This window comes from Acinetobacter sp. 70_2 (assembly GCF_056736115.1).
Map to the genome: position 1 here is coordinate 927434 of NZ_JBWZIP010000015.1, position 22178 is coordinate 949611.

22 protein-coding genes are annotated in these 22178 nt (G+C 39.2%); 17 read left to right on the forward strand and 5 right to left on the reverse strand.

The features are described 5' to 3' along the window. Positions 1-24 precede the first annotated feature (24 nt). The 6 genes from AC1PJ9_RS13370 (at position 25) to AC1PJ9_RS13395 (ending at position 6791) form a co-directional block, all read left to right on the forward strand. Complete coding sequence (locus AC1PJ9_RS13370; protein WP_311087502.1) at positions 25-1344, forward strand: carbohydrate porin; 1320 nt, start codon at positions 25-27, stop codon at positions 1342-1344. Between the two features lie 81 nt (positions 1345-1425). Next, positions 1426-3855, forward strand: coding sequence for a glucose/quinate/shikimate family membrane-bound PQQ-dependent dehydrogenase (locus AC1PJ9_RS13375; RefSeq protein WP_311087503.1), 2430 nt, complete (start codon positions 1426-1428; stop codon positions 3853-3855). Between the two features lie 632 nt (positions 3856-4487). Further along, positions 4488-4955 carry a DUF6438 domain-containing protein gene (locus AC1PJ9_RS13380; RefSeq protein WP_311087504.1) on the forward strand — a complete coding sequence of 156 codons (468 nt, stop codon included), beginning with the start codon at positions 4488-4490 and terminating at the stop codon, positions 4953-4955. A 133-nt stretch (positions 4956-5088) separates the two neighbouring features. Next, positions 5089-5502 (forward strand): YeeE/YedE family protein, encoded by a 414-nt coding sequence (locus AC1PJ9_RS13385; RefSeq protein ID WP_019458806.1) that lies wholly within the window; start codon positions 5089-5091, stop codon positions 5500-5502. A gap of 4 nt (positions 5503-5506) precedes the next feature. After that, a complete protein-coding gene (locus tag AC1PJ9_RS13390; protein WP_311087505.1) occupies positions 5507-5920 on the forward strand; it encodes a DUF6691 family protein in 414 nt (137 codons plus the stop codon). Positions 5921-5924: 4 nt separating this feature from the next. After that, on the forward strand, positions 5925-6791 hold the full coding sequence (locus AC1PJ9_RS13395) for an MBL fold metallo-hydrolase (protein ID WP_311087506.1): 867 nt from the start codon (positions 5925-5927) through the stop codon (positions 6789-6791). 93 nt (positions 6792-6884) lie between these two features. Here AC1PJ9_RS13395 and pcaU read toward each other — a convergent pair whose 3' ends face one another. Together pcaU and AC1PJ9_RS13405 are read right to left on the reverse strand one after the other, a co-directional pair. Continuing rightward, entirely contained in the window at positions 6885-7697 is an 813-nt protein-coding gene (pcaU, locus tag AC1PJ9_RS13400; RefSeq protein ID WP_000030964.1) for an IclR family transcriptional regulator PcaU, read from the reverse strand. Between the two features lie 42 nt (positions 7698-7739). Beyond that, positions 7740-8660 carry a LysR family transcriptional regulator gene (locus tag AC1PJ9_RS13405; protein WP_311087507.1) on the reverse strand — a complete coding sequence of 307 codons (921 nt, stop codon included), beginning with the start codon at positions 8658-8660 and terminating at the stop codon, positions 7740-7742. A gap of 90 nt (positions 8661-8750) precedes the next feature. On the opposite strand from AC1PJ9_RS13405, the gene AC1PJ9_RS13410 reads away from it, so the two are divergent. Genes AC1PJ9_RS13410 through AC1PJ9_RS13425 form a run of 4 tightly spaced genes read left to right on the forward strand, consistent with a single transcriptional unit; the run spans position 8751 to position 12586 of the window. After that, the gene (locus AC1PJ9_RS13410) at positions 8751-9992 is read left to right on the forward strand and encodes an acyl-CoA dehydrogenase family protein (RefSeq protein ID WP_311087508.1); all 1242 of its coding nucleotides are present in this window, start codon (positions 8751-8753) and stop codon (positions 9990-9992) included. 17 nt (positions 9993-10009) lie between these two features. After that, positions 10010-11131 carry a phosphotransferase family protein gene (locus AC1PJ9_RS13415; protein ID WP_311087509.1) on the forward strand — a complete coding sequence of 374 codons (1122 nt, stop codon included), beginning with the start codon at positions 10010-10012 and terminating at the stop codon, positions 11129-11131. Then, the gene (locus tag AC1PJ9_RS13420) at positions 11128-11826 is read left to right on the forward strand and encodes a histidine phosphatase family protein (RefSeq protein ID WP_005040177.1); all 699 of its coding nucleotides are present in this window, start codon (positions 11128-11130) and stop codon (positions 11824-11826) included. Before AC1PJ9_RS13415 ends, AC1PJ9_RS13420 begins: the two co-directional genes overlap by 4 nt. Positions 11827-11842: 16 nt before the next feature. Beyond that, the gene (locus AC1PJ9_RS13425) at positions 11843-12586 is read left to right on the forward strand and encodes an SDR family oxidoreductase (RefSeq protein WP_005040180.1); all 744 of its coding nucleotides are present in this window, start codon (positions 11843-11845) and stop codon (positions 12584-12586) included. Between the two features lie 39 nt (positions 12587-12625). On the opposite strand, the gene AC1PJ9_RS13430 is transcribed toward AC1PJ9_RS13425, so the two are convergent. From AC1PJ9_RS13430 to AC1PJ9_RS13440, 3 genes are all read right to left on the reverse strand, one after another. Further along, on the reverse strand, positions 12626-13882 hold the full coding sequence (locus AC1PJ9_RS13430; RefSeq protein WP_311087510.1) for an OprD family outer membrane porin: 1257 nt from the start codon (positions 13880-13882) through the stop codon (positions 12626-12628). 115 nt (positions 13883-13997) lie between these two features. Further along, positions 13998-15347, reverse strand: a complete 1350-nt coding sequence (locus AC1PJ9_RS13435; protein WP_311087511.1) for a spinster family MFS transporter — start codon at positions 15345-15347, stop codon at positions 13998-14000. Positions 15348-15762: 415 nt separating this feature from the next. After that, a complete protein-coding gene (locus tag AC1PJ9_RS13440; RefSeq protein WP_004701395.1) occupies positions 15763-16230 on the reverse strand; it encodes a MarR family winged helix-turn-helix transcriptional regulator in 468 nt (155 codons plus the stop codon). Positions 16231-16379: 149 nt separating this feature from the next. On the opposite strand from AC1PJ9_RS13440, the gene AC1PJ9_RS13445 reads away from it, so the two are divergent. From AC1PJ9_RS13445 to AC1PJ9_RS13475, 7 genes are read left to right on the forward strand one after another with little or no spacing between them, the layout of a single operon-like run. Further along, on the forward strand, positions 16380-17489 hold the full coding sequence (locus AC1PJ9_RS13445; protein ID WP_311087512.1) for an amidase: 1110 nt from the start codon (positions 16380-16382) through the stop codon (positions 17487-17489). 36 nt (positions 17490-17525) lie between these two features. Continuing rightward, a complete protein-coding gene (locus tag AC1PJ9_RS13450) occupies positions 17526-18674 on the forward strand; it encodes an acyl-CoA dehydrogenase family protein (RefSeq protein ID WP_119685114.1) in 1149 nt (382 codons plus the stop codon). A 25-nt stretch (positions 18675-18699) separates the two neighbouring features. Further along, a complete protein-coding gene (locus tag AC1PJ9_RS13455) occupies positions 18700-19059 on the forward strand; it encodes a hypothetical protein (RefSeq protein ID WP_057222016.1) in 360 nt (119 codons plus the stop codon). 4 nt (positions 19060-19063) lie between these two features. Beyond that, positions 19064-19597 (forward strand): nuclear transport factor 2 family protein, encoded by a 534-nt coding sequence (locus AC1PJ9_RS13460; protein WP_311087513.1) that lies wholly within the window; start codon positions 19064-19066, stop codon positions 19595-19597. 29 nt (positions 19598-19626) lie between these two features. Next, the gene (locus AC1PJ9_RS13465; RefSeq protein ID WP_033847177.1) at positions 19627-20904 is read left to right on the forward strand and encodes an aromatic ring-hydroxylating oxygenase subunit alpha; all 1278 of its coding nucleotides are present in this window, start codon (positions 19627-19629) and stop codon (positions 20902-20904) included. Positions 20905-20914: 10 nt separating this feature from the next. Further along, positions 20915-21400, forward strand: coding sequence for an aromatic-ring-hydroxylating dioxygenase subunit beta (locus AC1PJ9_RS13470; RefSeq protein ID WP_005040195.1), 486 nt, complete (start codon positions 20915-20917; stop codon positions 21398-21400). Positions 21401-21410: 10 nt separating this feature from the next. Continuing rightward, positions 21411-22148 carry an SDR family NAD(P)-dependent oxidoreductase gene (locus AC1PJ9_RS13475; protein ID WP_049836819.1) on the forward strand — a complete coding sequence of 246 codons (738 nt, stop codon included), beginning with the start codon at positions 21411-21413 and terminating at the stop codon, positions 22146-22148. Positions 22149-22178: the final 30 nt, after the last annotated feature.

Sequence of the window (22178 nt, forward strand, 5' to 3'; positions counted from 1 at the left end):
TTTAAAAGATAAAAAGGACTTGAAATGCCAAATTTAGTGAAACTGAGTGTGTTAACAATTGCTGTATTAGGCAGCCAATTTGTTCTTGCCAATGAACCTTGGTCACAAGACCGTCAATGGTTGCTTGGTGATTGGAATGGTGAACGCCAACAGCTAGAGCAACAAGGCTATAAATTTACAGCTTCTATCATGAGCCAAGCTGCTACAAATTTAGATGGTGGCTACAACGACAATAATACTTTTGAAAACGCTGCACAGCTTTCTTTAGGTGCAACTTTCGATTTAGAAAAAATTGCTGGATGGAAAGATACAACAGCGAGCCTAGTCGTGACTAAACGTGACGGAAATGCGCTTACTTTGGAGCGTATTAAAGACCCACGTTCTAGTCAATTAGGTAACGCCCAAGAAATTTATGGTCGTGGCAAAATCTGGCGTCTGTCTCAAGCATGGGTAAAAAAAGGTTTTGATGATAATACCGTACAGGTCAAAGTTGGCCGTATGGGCATGTCAGAAGACTTCAATAGTTCTCAATGTGAGTTTCAGAACTTATTGCTTTGCGGTGGACAGCTAGGAAAATCAATTGGTTCAATTTGGTATAACTCACCAGTTGGTGTTTGGGCGGCAAACGTTAAATATCAATTTGCGCCTGAGTGGAATTTTGGAATTGGTGTCTATGAGGTCAATCCAGACAACATTAAAACAGCATCAAATAGTGATGGTTTTAATCTGGATATGAATAATGTGAAGGGCGCAACTATACCGGTTGAGCTCGCATGGAAACCAAAACTTGCAGTCTTTAATGGTTTACCGGGTGAATATAAAGTAGGTGCGCTGTACTCAACCGCAGAAGCGAATGATATTAAAACCGCGGGTAAAGTTCATGATGGAAAACAAAGTTTCTGGATCAATGCTCAACAACAACTTAGCCATGCCGGCCAAGATCCAAAACGCGGTTTATATGTAAGTTTTAATGGCGTTGTAAATGATAAAGCAACGACTTTTGTTCAAAGTACCCAACAACTTGCGCTCTGGTATAAAGGGCCATTTGACAGCCGTCCAAATGATTCGATTGGATTTGGTATCGCCAATTATGTGGTCAATGACCGTGCTAAAGATAAGCAAATCGCAACAAACGAAAGCCGCGGATACTATAGCTATGATCCGATCGCATCTAACTATATTCCAATTCAAGACGACGAGCTAAATGTCGAGTTGAACTATACCTATCAATGGTCTCCAGCTGTCATGTTGCGTCCAAATATTCAATATATCCATCAACCTGCTGGTGTAAAAGAGGTTGACGATGCTTGGGTGGCGGGCCTGAGTGTGAAAGTCAATTTTTAACAATGATGATGGCTGGTTAGACATGGTTTAACTGGCCCAAATGCTTGAACTATTGTGTTCAGTATATGTGGAGTAGGATCTATGTCTGAGTCAGATTCTAAGTTTCATATCTTATTCAAAATATGGTGTTTTATATTAGGTCTAGTTTTATTGGCTACCGGTGTTTTTTACATCGTAGGTGGTGGAAAGCTAGTATCTCTCGGTGGTTCTTGGTATTTCCTTATCTCAGGACTATTTATAACAGTTTCAGCAATTAGTATTTTCCGTAAAAAAGCACTGAGTGTATGGATTTTTGCGGCTGTTTTTGTTGGTACGGTAATTTGGTCATTTGTTGACGCTGGATGGGAATTTTGGCCGTTATTCTCGCGCTTAATGTTTCCTGCTGGCCTTTTTGCTGCCTTGCTATTTACTTTGCCTTCAATTCGACGTTACCAATTTCAAAACAGTTCGGCAGCTCCAGCGTATGCTGTTGGTGGTCTAGTTGTTATCGGTATGTTGATTGCGCTTTACCAAATGTTCCAGCCGCATCCAACAGTAGCAAGTTCGGGTGAAAAGCTACCTTTAGTACCAGTTGACCCAGCTAAAAAACAGGTAAATTGGGAAAATTATGGAAACGATACGGGCGGTAGTCGTTTTGTTGCTCTCGATCAAATTAACCGAGATAACGTTCATAAGCTAAAAGAAGCATGGCGCTTTAGAACAGGTGATTTTACAACGGGTAGCGGTAATGGTGCTGAAGACCAAATGACCCCGCTACAAGTTGGAAATAAAGTCTTTTTATGTACACCACATAACAACATTTTTGCAATCGATGCTGATTCGGGCAAGCAACTTTGGAAAGCTGAAGTGAACTCTAAAGCCGATGCATGGGAACGTTGCCGTGGTGTTGCATACTTCGATTCAACTAAACCACTAGTGCAACCAACTTTAGCTGGTGCAACTCCGGTCACTACTGTTGCGAGCAACACAGCCTGTCCACGCCGTGTATATACCAATACACCAGATGCTCGTTTAATTGCAGTCAATGCAGATACTGGTGAGCGTTGTGCTGACTTTGGGGTGAATGGAACGGTTAATCTACTCGAAGGCTTAGGCGATGGAACAAAAGCTCCACGTTTTGAAGTGACTTCTGCACCAACAATTGCGGGTACAACCATTGTGGTGGGTAGTCGTATTGCCGATAACGTAGCAGCGGATATGCCGGGTGGCGTAATCCGTGGTTATGACGTGATTACAGGTAAACTCCGCTGGGCATTTGACCCACGTAATCCTGATCCTAACCATGTTCTAAAACCGGGCGAAACTTATAAACGTAGTTCGGCAAACTCTTGGGCCGCAATGTCGTATGACCCGCAAATGAATACGGTGTTCTTACCTATGGGTAGCTCATCTGTCGATATTTGGGGTGGTAACCGTAATCCGTTAGATCATAAGTACAACACTTCTGTTTTAGCACTTGATGCAACAACAGGTAAAGAGAAGTGGGTATATCAAACTGTTCATAACGATTTATGGGACTTTGACTTACCAATGCAACCAAGTCTAGTCGACTTCCCATTAAAAGATGGTACGACTAAACCGGCTGTTGTGATTGGAACCAAATCAGGTCAATTCTTTGTTCTTGATCGTGTAACTGGTAAACCACTTACTAAAGTGATTGAACAGCCAGTTAAAGCAGCAAATATTCCGGGTGAGCAATATAGCTTAACTCAACCTCGTTCAGTTGAAATGCCTCAAATTGGTAATCAGACTTTAACTGAGTCAGACATGTGGGGCGCAACGCCGTTTGATCAGCTCATGTGCCGTATTAACTTTAAGTCAATGCGTTACGAAGGCTTATTTACTGCACCGGGGACTGATGTTTCATTAAGTTTCCCAGGCTCTTTAGGTGGCATGAACTGGGGCAGCATTGCTTTTGATCCTACTCATCGTTATATGTTCGTGAACGATATGCGTCTTGGTTTATGGGTGCAACTCATAAAACAAACCCCTGAAGACATTAAGATTCAGGCGAGTGGTGGTGAAAAAGTAAATACAGGTATGGGTGCTGTACCAATGAAAGGTACACCATATAAAGTGAATAAAAACCGCTTTATGTCTGCCTTAAGTATTCCTTGTCAAAAACCACCATTCGGTACTATGACCGCAATTGACATGAAAACTCGTCAGATTGCATGGCAAGTGCCACTAGGTACAGTTGAAGACACTGGACCACTTGGTATTAAGATGGGCTTAAAAGCACCGATTGGTATGCCGACTATTGGTGGCCCTATGGCAACTCAAGGTGGCTTAGTTTTCTTTGCTGCAACTCAAGATTATTACTTGCGTGCTTTTGATTCATCTACAGGTAAAGAGCTGTGGAAGTCACGTATGCCAGTAGGTAGCCAAGGAACTCCAATTAGCTATGTTTCACCTACAACCGGTAAACAATATGTGGTTGTTACCGCAGGTGGAGCACGCCAGTCTCCAGACCATGGTGATTATGTAATCGCATATAGCTTAGAGAAGTAAGTAAAGAGGGCAAAAGGATAAATTTTCTTTTGCCCTTATTCTTTTTAATATCTTTTTTCTATTAAAGTGATTATGTAAATTCTATAATTTTAATGAGATAGCTTTACCAAGTAGTAAAAAAGTGCTTGAAGTTATTGCTAAACTTAAAATATTCTTATAAATGATTCATCCTAAACACTAGAGATAGCCGAACTATTAAGCATTTTTTTATAATGTTTTACCTATAAATAAAACTTTAAACTTTATTAAGTTTTGTTTAACTTAAGGCTGTGAATTTTAATTAAAAATAAACATTATTAGGTTTTTAACCTGGAAAAACAGGTTTTTTTTGTTGGAAAAACAAGCGTAAATATATACTTATATTATATTTAAATAATGTATTGCATTAAGATAGAATGGTTCCCGCAGGTTATTACTACCCAGTAATAATTTGTATTTCAGGAATTTAAGCTTTAATTGGCTTAAGGCTCATCGAAAGATGGGCCTTTTTTTATGTGCTTTCTATTGCAATTTTTTTATAATATTAAAAATAGCCTAAGTATTATTAAATAAAAATATGAAAAATGAGTCTTTAATGACAATTCAGATATGATTTGTTAGATTAAAGCCACTTGATAATAATAGGTGATGTAATGAGATTTTTAGTTCTTGCAACTTTATCCGGTTTGGCTTTAATGGGTTGTGCTTCTGTTCAGCAAGCACCTAATACACAAGAAATAATTCGTTATGCTTCTAGTCCATGTTTTGGTGCATGTCCAATATACTCTGTAGAAGTAACACCTACTGGTTTAATTCGATTTGAAGGTAAACAATATACAAAAACACTTGGTGTTAAAGAAATCCAAGGTAGTGTAAAAGATTATCAAAAACTTGCCAGTGAATTAAAAACTTATCGTCCTCAAACAGGAACTCAATCAAAAACTGCGGGTTGCCAGCAAACTGCAACTGACATGTCTAGCTATTACATTACTTGGATTAAACCTAATGGCACGGAAACAAAATTAAGCCATTACACAGGTTGTATTTCTCCAGCAAACAACAGACTAAATAAAGTTATGGAAAAGTTACCTGAACAATTAGGCATTAAAGATTTAATCTAACGATAAAAGCCCCATAATTTGGGGCTTTTTCTTGTTAAGAATATTTATAGACTTAAGAGTTTTGTTTTAAGTATTTCTAAATAAATAAGCGTATAATACATATTATAAAAACATATATTGTTTGGGTGAGTACATGTCAAATATTGTTTATGCCTTCTTAGGTGGTTTGCTACTGGGCATTGCAACAGTCGGTTATTTATATATAAACGGTCGCATCGCTGGAATTAGTGGTTTGCTTGCTCAAATCATTAATCCATCTAAAGATATCTTTAAAGGCTCCGCATTCTGGTTTATTGCTGGATTAATTATTACACCCTTTATTTATGGCTATTTTTTTCAACCCGAAATTGAAATTAAAGCGAATATGTTTGCTCTTATTTTAGCAGGTTTATTGGTTGGTTTTGGTACTAGGCTTGGATCAGGTTGTACAAGTGGTCATGGTATTTGTGGGATGAGCAGATTGTCAAAACGCTCCATGATAGCAACAGCAGTTTTTATGTTTGCTGGCATGTTAACTGTTTATATCGTTCGTCATGTTTTGGGGTAATATCATGAAAAACATTTTGGCTTTTATATTTGGTAGTTTGTTTTCATTGGGCTTAATGATTTCGGGCATGTCTAATCCTGAAAAGGTATTAGGTTTTTTAGATATCTTTGGGCAGTGGGATATTAGCTTAATGTTTGTGATGTTAGGCGCAATTGCTGTGGCATTTATTCCATTTCAAAAGGCTATAAAAAGTCCTAAAACGCTTTTTAATGAGAAAATTCAATTACCAATGAATACACAGATTGACCAAAGATTAATTGTTGGTGCTTTTATTTTCGGTATAGGCTGGGGAATAGCTGGAATATGTCCAGCGCCAGCTTTAACACTTATCGGATTAGGACATTTTGAAGCGCTTTATTTTATTGTGGCAATGTTATTAGGAATGTTTATTTACCGAATTTTAAATAAAGGAAATTAAAACTATGCAACGACCTCTAGTAAAAGATTTTTTTGATGAAAACACCAATACTTTTAGCTATGTTGTTGCAGATTTAGCGACTCGTCAATGCGCGATTATTGATAGTGTGCTTGACTACGACGCCGCATCGGCCACTACAAAAACGACTAATGCGGATCTGATTATCGATTATGTCTTGGCGCAAAACTTTAAAGTGCAATGGATTTTAGAAACCCATGTACATGCCGACCATATGACTGCTGCCCAATATTTAAAATCTAAATTGGGCGGTACAATTGCAATTAGTCAAAAAATTTCAATCGTACAAGAAACATTTTCTGCTATCTATAATTTTGATTTTAAGAAATTTAATGAAAATCAGCCCTTTGATTATTTGTTTGAAGATTATGAACATTTCAAAATAGGGGAGATAGAAGCCTATAACATTCCTACACCCGGGCATACGCCAGCTTGCTTAAGCTATGTGATTGGTGATACTGTTTTTGTCGGGGATACTTTATTTATGCCTGATTATGGTTCGGCTAGATGCGATTTTCCTAAAGGAAGTGCTGCTGAGCTTTATGATTCGGTACAAAAACTTTATACACTTCCCGACGACAGGCGTATGTTTCTATGCCATGACTATAAGCCCGAAGGCCGTGATGAATATGTCTGTCAAACAGATATTAGAACTCAAAAGCAAAGCAATATTCATTTAAATCGACGCGTTTCCAAAGAATCATTCATAAAAATGCGCCAAGAACGAGATGCAACTTTGGCAATGCCAAAATTAATTCTGCCTTCAATTCAAATTAATATGAATGGTGGAAATTTTCCGGAACCTGAAGCGAATGGCATCCGCTATTTGAAAATTCCTTTCAATTACTTTTAGAAATAGCCTAAGCATTTATTTTGGATCGTTTTCATACTCTAAATAGCCTAAGCAGAAATAAAATTAATCTTGTGGAAATAGCCTAGGCAAGATTTAAAGAACTTGTCTTAGATCCCTCGAAGTCTCTTGCAATAAAGGCAAAATGTGTTGAACTAAATATTCTTCGGTTGTTTTCATGGTTGGAGAGACAATATTTAAAGCTGCAACAACTTTAAAGTCTTGTCCATAAATTGGTACGGCGAGCGCATGAACGCCTAATTCGTGTTCTTCACGTGAATAACACCAATCTTGTTCTCGAATCTCTTGTAGTAACTCTAAAAATTTATCATTTTCGACATGCGTATACTTGGTCAAACGTTGAAGAGGATATTTTTGGAGCCAGTCCAATTGTTCTTCTTGGCTTAAATGTGCCAGTAAAATTTTACCTGCCGAGGTTGCATGAGCAGGTAAGCGGTTACCCAAATGTAAGCCGTATGGATTTACACGGTCAGTTTGTTGGTGGGCAGCACTACGGGCAATGGTAATGGCTTCATAACCATCAAGTACCATCACCGAATAAATAAGTGAAGTTTGGTTAGTTAACAGATTTAATAAAGGCTGAGACACTTTCGGAAGCTGAGCTGCACCCAAATAAGCTCCTGAAAATTTAAGAACTTTCGGAGTTAAATAGTAATAGTGGCCATCTGACTCAAGATAACCTAAATATTCTAAAGTTAATAAATGACGTCTTGCTGCCGCTCGGGTAAGCCCGGTTTTTTCAGCCGCCATAGAAATGTTTAAACGATGTTGATTACTGCTAAAGCTATCTAAAATTGCCATGCCTTTACCGATGCCAGCAATGTAATCTTCATGACGAATCGTTTTTTTGTTGTCCTGATTCTGGATTATCCGTTCATCTTTACTCATTACTGGTCCTTGTAGGATAGAAGCTTAGTAGATCAATTTGCTTTACTGAAAAAGTTTAATAATTTCATGTCGCAAAAATTGATGTCTTAAATTATCCCTTAAATCTTCGTGCCAAAACATACCCATTTTAATATTGGTTATCTCAAAAGGCAGCGAATGTAAGCAAATTTCAGGACTATAAGATAAATGCTGCAAAATCATACGAGGCATGGTCAATATTGCGTTGGGTTGAGCCGCCAGAACTTGTAACGCCGTTGAGTAGTTTTGACAGCGCATAAATACATTTCTTGAAATTTTTTGATGCTGGTTCAAATAAATATCTTCAAGCAAAGCGCCCGTACGGCGTGATGAAACACCAATGTGTCGTCCATTAATATAACGAGATAAATCGACTTCTTTAAGTTGGCTGCAAATGACGAACTCATCTGTTACCAAATGATCAAAGGTAATTTTTGGAGATAAGTATTGTTCTAGGTCAATGACGAAATCGAGCTGCTGCGTTGCCAAGTCAGCCATAATATGTTTTCGATCTAGCTTCATACTGACAAACTGCAAATCTAAATTAAGATTTTGAAAATGTTGAGCAAGCCTTGGAAGAATAATCGGTTCAATCTCATCATGAACGGCGATTTTTAAGCTTTTTAAACTGGTTGGATCAAAGACATGTTTCTGTTGGCTAATATTTTGAATCGTTAAAAGTGCTTGCTTAACAGTTGGATAAATCTGTTCTGCAAAAGGCGTTGCAGACATTTTATTGCCTACTCGTATGAATACATCATCTTCAAGTTGCTGACGTAAACGCTGTAAAGCATGACTTGCTGCTGACTGTGTAATATTGAGACTGCTTGCTGCATTTGAAATACTTTTTTGCTCATAAATTGCGATAAATAGCGGATATAAATTGATATCAATTCGGTGAAAAAAACTTAAGTCTAGGCCATGCAGGTTATGAATATTATTCATGATGTGTTATTTAATAAAATCATTTCATTCATATTAAGTTTCAAGTTATGTTGATGTAAAGACCAGATAATGATGTAAAGGAAAAAAATAATGTTTGAACTTTCAAAAACAGCTCAAGATTTTGTCGAGCGAACAAGAAAATTTATTCAAGAAGAAATAGAACCTGTTGAAGCAAAATTTTGGGAAGAAGTTCATGAGCTAAATCCGGATGGAAACTGGAAAAAATGGCAGTGGCCAGCACTTCTAGAAACGCTGAAATCTAAAGCGAAGCAAGCTGGTCTTTGGAATATGTTTTTACCAGATGACAAACTCGGTGCAGGGTTATCAGTTCAAGAATATGCACACATAGCCGAATTGACTGGTCGTAGTTTATTGGCACCTACCGTTTTTAACTGTAATGCACCTGACACAGGGAATATGGAATTGTTATGGCGCTATGGCAGTGAACAGCAAAAACAGCAATGGCTACAGCCTTTATTGGACGGAAAAATTCGCTCGGTTTTTTGTATGACTGAACCAGACGTTGCTTCAAGTGATGCAACAAATATGCAAGCTACTGCACTCATAGAAGGTAATGAAATTGTTTTAAATGGCAAAAAGTGGTGGTCGTCTGGTTTAGGTGACCCAAATGCCAAAGTCATTATTTTTATGGCTCATACCCCAGATGAAAGCAAAGACCGTCATCATCAACACTCTATGGTTTTAGTGCCTATTGATACAGCGGGTGTAGAAATTCAGCGTATGTTACCAGTGTTTGGCGACTACGATGCGCCGCATGGACATGGTGAAGTTCATTTTAATAATGTTCGAGTGCCTCTTGATAACTTTATTGGTGGTGCAGGTCAAGGTTTTGAAATTGCTCAAGGCCGCTTAGGGCCGGGACGTATTCACCATTGCATGCGCTGTATTGGGGCTGCTGAAAAAGCTTTAGAACTGATGATTGACCGTGGTATGTCTAGAACGGCGTTTGGCAAAGAAATTTTAAAACTCGGTGGGAACCTCGAACGGGTAGCTGATGCACGGGTAGCGATAGATCAAGCTCGGCTTTTAACCTTGTATGCAGCCTATAAAATGGATACTTTAGGAAATATGGCCGCTTTAACAGAAATATCTGCAATTAAAGTGGTGGCTCCAAGTGTTTTAGAAAAAGTAGTCGACATGGCGATTCAGCTACATGGTGGCGCGGGCGTTTCAAGAGATACACCATTAACAGGTTTCTTTGCTCAAGCACGCAGTTTACGTTTAGCTGATGGTCCAGATGAAGTACATAAAGGCATGATTGCCAAATTAGAGTTAGCCAAACGTGGTTACGGTCGTCATAAGAAAGTATAAGTTTAAAGGAAATTAGAATGTCGGTAATTGATATAGGCGGTGAAGTACGTGAAGGTGAAGAACTTGATATTGGAGCAGTTGAAAGCTGGTTAAAGAGCCAAGGTGTTGAGTTGATCGGCTCAGCAGCTGTTACTCAATATACAGGTGGTGCTTCAAATTGGACTTATCGTTTAAAGTATGAAAATACCGATTTAATTTTACGACGTCCTCCAAAAGGAACAAAAGCGAAGTCGGCTCATGATATGGCCCGTGAATATATGGTGCAAAAAAATCTTGCGCCTTATTATCCGGTGCTTCCTAAAATGGTCACACTTTGTCAGGATGAAACAGTCATTGGCTGTGATTTTTATGTCATGGAGCGCATTGAGGGAATTATTCCTCGTGCAAAATTGCCGCCCGAGCTTAGATTTAATGAAGAGGATGTTCACCAACTTTGTGTAAATGTGCTTGATAAGCTTATTGAATTACACCAAGTTCCTTATGAAAACACGCCCTTAGCTGAACTGGGCAAAGGTACAGGATATTGTCGTAGACAAGTCGAAGGTTGGGATAAGCGTTATGAAAAGGTCCGAACGCTCAACGTTCCTTCATTTAAATATGTTCGAAAATGGTTGAAAGATAATGTCCCTCAAGATTCCACGACTTGTATTATTCATAACGATTGGCGTTTTGATAATGTGATTTTAGATCCAGAGCATCCAACTGAAGTGATTGGCGTGCTGGATTGGGAAATGGCAACCTTGGGTGATCCATTAATGGATTTAGGCAGTGCTTTAGCCTATTGGGTTGAACCTACGGATAATATGATTTTCAGATCGACACGCCGTCAGCCTACCCATTTGAAGGGAATGTTCTCTCGTAAAGAAGTTGTTGATTATTACCTACAAAAAACAGGTTTGAACCCTCAAAATTGGGCTTTTTACGAGGTATTTGGCGTATTCCGTTTAGCAGTGATTGCTCAGCAAATTTACTACCGCTATTACCATAAACAAACGCGAAATCCAGCTTTTAAAGATTTCTGGATCGTCATTCATGCGTTACATATCAGAGCTTTAAAACTTATTGGGCAGCAAAAAATTCAAGAATCGGAATTTGCTCAGCAATCTCTACAGAAAATACAGGGTATTTTAAGAAAATGACCACAATTTATCTGGTAAGACATGGACAGGCATCATTTGGGAAAAGTAATTATGATGAGTTGTCTGAAAATGGTGAGGCTCAAGCGACTTTATTAGGTCGTTATTTTAAACAAATATTGAAAGAACAACCCTATGTTGTTGCAGGTACCATGCAGCGCCACGAGCAAACTGCACAACTCGCATTAAATGAATGCTTTCCAGATGCAGTGATTAATCACAATAGTTTATGGAACGAGTTTAACCATCAGCAGGTTTTTGCACGCTATGAACCGCGTTTTGAACAACCGGAATTGTTAAAAGCTGACGTAGCACAAGAACAGAACCCGCGTGCATATCTTGCCAAAATATTTGAAGGCGCAATTGGACGATGGACAGATGGCGATTTTCATCATGAATATGATGAGTCATGGCCGCATTTTAAAGACAGAGTTGAAACAGCACTACAACAACTTTGTGATGAATTGGCAAAAACCAAACCTCGTTATGCAGTCGTTTTTACCTCTGGTGGTGTGATTTCTGTAGCAATTGGCAAACTACTTGAACTGAGTCCAAATCGAACTTTTGCCTTGAACTGGGCAATTACCAATACAAGTCTCACCACTTTACGTTTAGTTGGAAATGAAGCTCAAGTTTTAAGTTTAAATGAACATCATTTTATAAAAGCTGAGCGTCCAGATTTACTGACATGGATTTAAAAATAAGGATAAAAGCATGGCAAAGACAATTTTAATTACAGGTGCAAGTTCTGGTCTGGGCGCGGGTATGGCTCATGAATTTGCCGCGAAAGGCTATAACTTGGCGATTTGTGCACGCCGTCTAGATCGATTAGAGACTTTAAAAACCGAACTTGAAAATGAATATGGCATTCAGGTGATTGCAAAGAGTCTAGATGTGACTCATTACGATCAGGTTTTCGAAGTTTTTCGTGCATTTAAGCAAGAGTTTGGTTATTTGGACCGAATTATTGTCAATGCTGGAGTCGGAAATGGTCGTCGTATTGGTAAAGGCAATTTTGAAATTAACAAAGCCACCGCTGAAACCAACTTTATTTCTGCCTTAGCGCAGTGTGAAGCGGCGGTTGAAATTTTTAGAGAGCAAAACGCAGGTCATTTGGTGGTGATGTCATCTATGAGTGCCATGCGTGGATTACCAAAACATTTATCGACCTATGCAGCAAGTAAAGCTGCGGTTGCTCACTTGGCTGAAGGTATTCGTGCTGAATTACTGGATACGCCAATTAAAGTTTCTACAATTTTCCCGGGTTACATTCGTACTGAAATGAATGAAGGTGCTAAACACTTGCCATTTGAAGTCGATGCTAAAACAGGGTGCAAAGCACTTGTCAAAGCTATCGAAAAACAACCAGTGAAAGCTTATGTACCACAGTGGCCATGGTTACCGATGAGTATTGCAATGAAGGTTTTGCCTTTAAGGTTGGTCAATAAATTAGGATAAAAATTACCCCCTAAATTTTAGGGGGTAATTTTTTTATTTTTAGAACTTCTTGGTGTAATTGACAAATAAACGGTCTTCACCAAAGTCATTGCCATGTTTGACGTTGTAATCAATACGAATATATTGCAGGGCAACGCCTTTTAAGAACGGCTGCTGAAACGCATAGTTCAAAATCACATTCGACTCAGTTTCGTGATTTTTCTCGCCATTGGCTGCCTTGAAGTCATGGCCATAAACATATTTCACCATCGCATTTAAGCCTGGTACATAGTCCTTAAAGTCGTAGCCGTACATCACATGGTAAGACTTTTCATCTTCTTTAAAGAATCCAGTGGCGTTCCAGTTAATGAAATAGGTTTCAGGTAAGAAGCCATCTGGTAGTGGATAAGCTGATTCACCAATAATCTGTTGGTAACCCAAGCCAAATGTGTGGTTTTTTACTTTAACGGTTTCAAGTAATCCAATGTTCTGCGCATCGATATCAAAAGTATTGCCATCATCTTTGGCATTGAAGTATTTAAACTTGGAAGTTAGGGCAAAAGTTGGCTGCTTCCATGTATGCTCAAGTCCCACATAATGCTTGTTATACAGATCCTCTAAATTACCAAAGTAATATTCACCCTTTAAAGACGGCGTAAATTGATAACGCAGGTCAATATAATTCAAACCATCAGATTCTTTAGTAATTCCATTTGCAGTGAAAGAAAACTTTTTAAAGTCTTCTTCATTTCGTGGCGAGACTTTTTCAACCCGACCAATTTCGGCATAGAGTTGATCTGAAAGTTGTGATTTAAGATTGGTTCCCCAATACGAAGTAAGTAACTGACGACTGGCATCGACAGCAGTTACGGGTAAATCCAACCAAAGCTCACCTACACTTAAAAGTGTTTTGTCATAGCCAAGTTTTAATGTGGCACCGTATTTTAAATAGTCAGATGCCTGAGATTGTGTTTCTTTATTAAAAGGCAAAACTGTATCGGCGACATGTTTATCTGAACTCAAACGAACAGCGTATTGAACAGATGCATCAGCCCCAATCGTAATAGGCTTATCTGCAATTTGCAGTGGAGTGTCATGCATTTTCGACTTATAAAATAAAGAGGCTGCCTGAGACCAACTGCCAGTATCTTTGAGTGCATCGTTGTCAAAATCGCGGTTGATATAGGCATTTTTTAAAGTGAATTTCCATTCATCTTCAGTTTGCTGATTCGGGTTTGCAGCCCATGAATTGCCACACATCAATACTAAAGTTGCTATAGCTAAAGGCTGCGGTTTAAAGCGGTGTAATAATTCCATAATCCATTTCCAAAATCTATGCGCCAGTCCTAGGCATTACGTATTGTGAAATATTTGTGTAGTACTCCCTAAGTTCTTAAAGGGAGCACTGTTAAATAGCGGGTGATTTCTTCAATTAATTTAATTTTTCAAGCTTCATGCTTTCACTAAAGAATTTGCAGCCTTTGAAAAGTAAAATTAAAGCCAGCACACAAGAGAACCCGCCGACAATAGATAAAGATGAGCCAACCATTAAAGGATTAGCAAAAACTTTATCTGTAATGATTGCGACCAGTGTTGTGCCAATACCAAGCCCAATTAAGTTACTGATCAAAAGGAAGAGAGCTGAAAGGCGTGCTCTAAATTGATTTGGCGCTAACATTTGTAAGGCTGTTGCGGAAATCACTAGAGGGAACGATGCAAAGAACATTGCTGGAACGAGTAGGCTCACTGAAAGCCAGAGTTGGTCTGTTTGGGTAAAAAACGAAATTGGAATAATAAGACCAACAATACCAATCACACCTGTAATCATTGGAGCATCTTGGCGTCCTTTTTTGATAAACCAATCATTTAACCAACCTGCACAAAACACCCCTAATGTATTTGCAATTAACAGAATTGTGCCGAGCATATAGCCTGTTTCAGTCGGCGCGAGTTGAAACTTTCGGATATAAAATGCGGGTGTCCAACTAGTTAGGCTGTAGAGCGCCATAGCATAGAAGGTAAAACCTAAATAGTGACAGGCAAAGGTTTTCGAATGCTTTTTAATAAACTGAAGACATTGTGTGAATTTAACTTGATCAACTTGCCCGTTTTGGTTGAGCTGCTGACCTTTACGTGCTGGGTCTTTAACCGTCAGAATAAATAACAAACCAATAATGATGCCGGGTAAACCTACCACTAAAAAAGCGATTTGCCATGCCTTAAGTGCGCCTAATAAAGGAACTTGAATTAAAGTCACGCCTTTAAGTAAATTAATGACATAACCGCCGACTAAAAAGGCAATACCGCCACCTAAAAACGCTCCAACAGAATAGATCCCGACAGCACGGCCCAGTTTGTCCTTACTAAACATGTCACTAAACATTGAATATGCAGCAGGAGATAAGGCAGCTTCGCCTACACCAACAGCCATACGACTTAAAAATAGTTGAATAAAGTTTTTACTTAAACCACAAGTGGCTGTTGCCAAACTCCAGACAATAATGCCGATTGAAATAAGCTTTGGGCGTGAGAAACGGTCGGCAATATAGGCTAAAGGTAAACCCATTACGGCATAAAACAGTGAAAAGGCAAGGCCATGTAATAGGCTAAACTGGGTATCTGAAAGTTGAAGATCGGCTTTGATCGGCTCGATCATAAGTGCCAGAATTTGGCGATCAATGAATGAAAATATATAGGCCAACATACAAAGTATGACCACGTACCATGCATATGCATTGGTTTTCTTTTGTGTCCTTTCAACAGCGATATTACTTTGGTTCATACACTTAATCCTTATGTATAAAACGCTTAAAGAAATTGATATCTAACTTTTATTATTCCTCTGAAGTTTTCGATATTTCCCCCTTTAGATAAGAATAATAAATCGGCTAGAAATGAGTAGTTTGGTCTCGTACAGACCGGAAGAGTGTGTCTAAACCCAATTAGGAGTTAATGGGTTTTTAAAGATCATGGAATTATTATTTTCTTTTTATATGTAAAATTCCATTACTTATTGAGTATGTTAGAATACCTAAAAAGTATGTTAAGTAAACAGATAGTAATAATTTATTGAATTAAGAAACTGATTTTTATTTATTTTTTAATATTAAAACTTATTTTGATAAAGAGCAGCGAGAAAAGAAGAACTATTTTCAGGCTGCTCTTGAGCGTATCTAACCCGATATCAAGTCAAATAATCAACTTGATGGCATGAGATCAAATAATTTTTTTAACTGGTGATTTAAATTGTGAAGCTCATCTTCTGAAAAAGCATTTAGGATGCCTGCCAAGGTAACCACACTAATTTGATTAATCTGTTCAACCAGCTCGACACCTTTGGGAGTTAATTTCACCATCGAAATTCGTTCATCGGTGGTAGACGAGTAGACCTCGACAATTCCATCTTCTACTAAGCGATATACAGCTTTTGTTGCCGTAGTTAACTTTAAGGTAGAAAGATTAGCGATATCGGTAATACTGGCTTCACCCAAAGCATTAGTACTTAAAATGATTTTACGGCGTGTATTATCAATACCTAGTTTTTTTATTGATTTTTCAATGAGTTGTGAATATTTTCCGTTAACTTGGGAAACCCAAAAAAAAGGGAAGTTTTGAATACTCGACGGTTCTTTATTAGGAAGAAATTGTTCTAAATGATCAAGCATAGCTAAGCAATAACTTAGTGAAAAAAGGGTAATCCTATTATAAACAAAATTTTGGATATTTCCTTGAGAACAAATTATAAAAAATACTTGACAATTCCATTAAATTTTCCGATATTTTGACTGATGAATAAAAATACATGGAAAAGTGAATGAATATTGTTAGCCAAAGCGTGCACAAAGGAAGTGGCAAGCTCAAGGTGATGGTCAAGGACACAATTGATATTCAAGGTCTAAAAACCATTGCTGGTAGTCGAGCTTTATTAAATGTTGAACCTGCTCAAGATGATGCCGAGGTGGTTAAAAACATTCTAAAAGCAGACTGTGAAATTATTGCGAAAACGAACTTGCACGAATTGGCTTTTGGAATTACAGGTATTAACCACGCTTTTGGTACACCTATCAACCCTAAATATCCTGAACTTATTCCAGGCGGATCTTCGAGTGGTTCGGCTGCGGCAGTTGCTGCTAAACAAGCTGACTTTACTCTAGGTACCGACACTGGCGGCTCTATTCGTATGCCCGCTGCGTGCTGCGGAGTTTTTGGTTTAAAACCAACTTTTGGTCGTGTGAGCAGAAAAGGCGTATATCCGCCGTCAAGTTCTTTAGATTGTGTTGGTCCTTTTGCAAATTCAGTCGAGATGATTGAAAAGGCCATGCAAATTATTGATCCAACTTTCAAACCTATTCAATGTACTAGCGCACCAAAAATTGCTGTTCTCGATGTAAAAGCAGATGAGGTTGTTTGGAACTGTATTCATCAAGCACTTCAAAAAGCCAATTTACAGACCACTTCAGAAAAAGTTGAACATTTTGATGCGGCTTATGACGCAGGCATGCAGATTATTAATTATGAAAATTGGCAAGCTTTTGGTGAGTTAACCAAAACAGGTTTAATTGGTTCTGATGTAAATGGTCGTTTATTAAAAGCAGCACACACCACTTTAGAACAAGTAAAACAAGCCGAAGTTGTGAGAGCGCAACTGACTCAAGAACTCGATGCTTTATTAGAAAAATATGATGCATTGGTTCTACCGACACTTCCGCAAATTCCACCGAAAGTTTCTGAAGCTGAAAACACAGTCGCGTTTTTGAATCTTACAGCTTTAGTTCGACCATTTAATTTATCAGGACATCCCGCCATTTCAGTGCCACTTGAAACCAGTGAAGGTTTACCTGTGGGCTTACAGATCGTATCAAAGTATCAAAAAGATGAGCAATTATGCGCTATAGCTAAATTTTGTGTTGATGCAATGCAATAAATTACAAGGAGTTAGATGATGAATAAGTTGTCTAAAATGGAGTTTGTTTCTCAAGACAAAGCAGTTGACTTAGATGCTTTGTGCCAAGAAATTCGTGAGCGTGCCTGTACAGGTGAATTTGATAATCAGGCGTATGTGAGCCAAGACATTATCGAAAAACTTAAACAGATTGGTGTTTATCGTGCCTTGGTGCCTAAACGTTTTGGCGGTGAAGAATGGTCTCCTCGGCAGTTTTGTGAATTGATCGAAACTTTATCTAAAGCTGATGGTTCAGTCGGTTGGGTGGCAAGTTTCGGTATGAGCCCTGCCTATTTAGGAAGTTTGCCAGAAGAAACGCTTAAAGAGTTGTATCAAAACGGGCCAGATGTTGTATTTGCTGGAGGTATTTTCCCACCACAACCAGCTGAAATTACTGATGAAGGTGTCGTAGTTCGTGGACGTTGGAAATTCTCAAGCGGTTGTATGGGAGCCGACATTGTTGGCGTGGGAATTTCACCGCTAAAAAATAATGAAATGCAGGGCTTACCTCGCATGGCAGTGATGCCTGCCAAAAAAGCCAAAATCGAAATGACTTGGGACACCGTTGGCCTAAAAGGTACAGGAAGCCATGATTTGGTGGTCGAAGATGTATTGGTCGAAAAGAAATGGACCTTTGTACGTGGTGAACCTTCAAAACTAAGCGAGCCATTTTTTAAATATCCGTCACTGTCTTTAGCGACTCAAGTATTAACCGTAGTAGGTATTGGAGTTGCCGCTGCCGCATTAGAAGAATTTGAAAAATTGGCACCGGGTAAAGCATCCATTACTGGCGGGTCAGAAATTGCAAACCGCCCCGTGACTCAATATGAGTTTGCTCAGGCAGATGCGGAGTTTCAGGCTGCAAAATCTTGGTTTTATCAAACCATGGATATTGTCTGGAATGAAATTATTGCTGGTCGTGAAGCAACTGCTGAACAAATTAGCGATATGCGTCTGGCATGTACCCATGCAGCGCGAGTTTGCGCCAAAGTCACCCGAAAAATGCAAATGCTCGCGGGCATGACAGCGATCTATACCAACAATCCATTTAGCCGTTTTGTGAATGACACCAATGTGGTGACTCAGCATGCCTTTATGGGCGATGCGACTTTACAAAATGCAGGCTCAATCAGTTTCGGGTTAAAGCCAACCCCAGGTTATTTATAAGTTTAATTTTTAAAAGGATATTAAGATGGAAGCTAAAAAAACATTACGCGTTTTGTTCTGCATGGGTATTAACCAAAACTTTTTTGACGCGGAACCTGCTGAAGCAAAAGCAGTTTGGGCCGCGTTTGGTGAAATGTGGAATGGCATTCATGACTTACCGGGCGTACATGTTTTTGGAAATCTTGATGATGACCAAAGCATGGTTGGTCCAAGTGCTGGTTGGCCTTGGACAACCTACTTGCTTGCTGATGTTCCGGATATTGAAACCGTACATGCCGCTTGTAACTTGTTTAGAACGACCGTAGTGGGTGAAGGGCCATACAAACTTTGGAAATATTGCAAAGTTGAAGCTCGTGTTGGGCGTGAATTGATTATCCAACGTTAAGGCGATGGCAATGACTGACAAAGTGAATATTGCAGAAATCATAAAGCGACTAGAACAGTTAGAAGCGCACAATGCAATTCGTAACTGCCTGAACCGTTATATGGAAATCTGCGACGAGCTTAATGCAAATACAGACCTTGATGAGTTAATGAATCTTTTTGATCAGGACTGTATTTGGGAAGGTATTGGCGAGAAATATGCCAAATCTTTTGGCCGTTATGATTCTTGGCAGTCGATTTACGACATGTTTAAAAGCTATACCCAAAAAGAATCTCACTTTGTTATGAATGCACACTTTGTAAATTCAGAACAAATTTATGTAAATCAAAATGATGCAAATGCTTCTTGGCTCATGTTGCAAACTTCAACCTTTAAAGATGGCCGTAGTCATCTGAATACAGCAAAGCTCAACGTGAAGTTTCAAAAGCAAGCAGATGGAACATGGAAAATTAAACATTTCCAAACACAGAATATTTTCAGTCGTCCCGTATCGCATTGGCACAGTGAAGCCGAACTGCCGGTACCTTCCCAGGAATGACCCAGGACATATTTAAAAGGACTATTGATATGAACAGTATTATCCCAACGCATAACATTGGCACTGATTACGATGCTTTGGTTCAAAGTGACCGTGCCCATACTTCTCTTTATAAAGATGAACGCATTTTTGATGAAGAAATGGAAAAAATCTTTTATAGCACTTGGGTGTGGGTTGCGCATGCCAGCGAAATTCCGGAAGGTGGAAGTTATAAAACCATTAACATTGGTAAACAACCTGTTGTTGTGGTGCGTGATCGTAAAAAGAAAGTCCATGTACTTTTAAACCGTTGCCGTCACCGTGCCGCAACCGTATGCGAACATAAAAAAGGAAAAACCAATAGTTTTGTATGTCCTTACCACGGTTGGAGTTATGCACTTGATGGCAGTTTACGCGGTGTGCCATCTCCAGAAAGTTACGGTGATTGTTTAGATAAGTCTGAATTACCGTTGGTGAGCCTACGTGTAGAAGAATATAACGGCATGATCTTCGCTTCATTTAAAGAAGACATTCAACCGCTTGAAGAGTTCCTTGGGCCGGCGAAAAAATGGATTGACCTGTTTATGAAACAAGGTGCGGGTTATCCAATTAAAGTGTTGGGCGAACACCGTTTCCGTTTCCCGGGTAACTGGAAAATCCAGCTTGAAAATACCACCGATGCCTATCACTTCCCATTGGTACACAAGTCATTCTTAAGTTCTGTAGATGAAAAAACCGAAGAACTCTTTAACTTCGAAAATCAGCCGGGCTTTGTTGAAGACTTAGGAAATGGTCACAGTGTAATGGTGATGATTCCTGAACTAGTCGATTTAGATGAAGAGCTCATGGAACGTCCAATTCAAGAGCGTTTCGAAGACTTGGCTCAAGCTTTGCGTGATGAAGGACATGAAGAATTAGAGGTACGCCGTATTGTTCGTGCAGTGGGTGGTTCTGGCTTTAACTTAAATTTATTTCCAAACATCGCATGTTCGATGGCCTTCTTCCGTGTATTACAGCCAATTTCAGTTGCTGAAACAGAAATTCATCACTCGGTAATTACCATGGACGGTGGTCCGCAAATTGCCAACCAATATCGCCTACGTTTGCATGAACATTTCCAAGGCCCATTTGGTTTTGGTACGCCAGATGACTCAGAAGCTTGGGAACGCGTACAACACGGCGCCAATGCTGGCAATGATTTATGGATCATGCTCAACCGTGGTTTACCAGGCGAAGTCAAAACCGAAGATGGCTTAAAAAGTGATGTCAGTGCTGAAACAGGTATGCGTGCTGCATATCAGCAGTGGAAAAAGATGATGACGGCTTAAGGAGAGAGCAATGAATATGAATCTGCAATTATTAAATGAAGTCACTGCTTTCATCTGGGCTGAAGCAGACATGTTAGACCACAGTGAATACCGTGAATGGCTCAATTTATGGAATGAAAAAGGTGTCTATATCATTCCAATTGACCCAAACCTCACTGACTACGAAAACAACCTAAATTATGCCTATGACGATAATCATATGCGTACTTTACGTGTCGAGCGTCTGGAAAATGGAGAAGCGATTTCTACAGCGCCTAAAGCAAATACCGTACGTAGTGTTTCTCGTGTACGTGTTATTCAAGACCAAGATAATGAAATCGTTTTGCGTTGTGCTCAAAACTTACGTGAATTCCGTAAAGAAAACCTCAAGCATTACACTGCAGATATTACTTACCATTTGACTCGTGATGCCGATACTGGTTTTAAGATTAACCGTAAAATCATTAACTTGGTTAACTCAACCGATACCTTAGCTGGTATTAGCTACATTCTTTAGGAGCGGTAACATGAAACAGGTTGTTTTAGTGACAGGTGCTGCTTCTGGACTCGGTAATGTCATTGCTGAATATTTTGCGAGCCAAGGCCATCAAGTGATTTTGTCAGCTAGTACGCTTGAAAAAGCCGAAAACGCCAAGGCACAAAGTCAATATGCACAAAATATGTTTCCCTTGAAATTAGATATTTCAGTTGAGGCAGATTTTCATGCAGCGGTGCAATGGATTGAAGAGAAATTTTCTAAACTTGATGTGTTGATTAACAATGCCACCGTCACCAAAGCAACGCCAGTATTAGAAATTACCGCAGCTGATTTTGATTGGGTGACCCAAGTCAACCAACGCGGCACCTTTCAGGCTTGCCAAATTATTGGCCAATATATGGCTAAAAAAGGCTATGGACGCATCATTAATATGGCGTCTTTAGCGGGGCAAAACGGTGGCACTGCAACGGGTGCACACTATGCGGCAACCAAAGGTGCCATTGTGACTTTAACCAAGATTTTTGCCAAAGAGTTTGCGGCAAAAGGTGTAACGGTCAATGCGGTTGCACCGGGACCAATGGAATCACCCATCGTTCACAGTGTGGTGTCTGACGAAAAAATGGAACAGTTCATCCAGAATATTCCGGTTAAAGCCTTAGGAAGTATGCATTTTATTGCTGAAACTTGTGGGTTACTTGCGAGTCCAAATGCGGGGTTTGTGACTGGTGCAACATGGGATATTAACGGTGGTTTATTCATGCGTTAAGCCAATAGGCTACGCGTGAAAAGGGAGTAA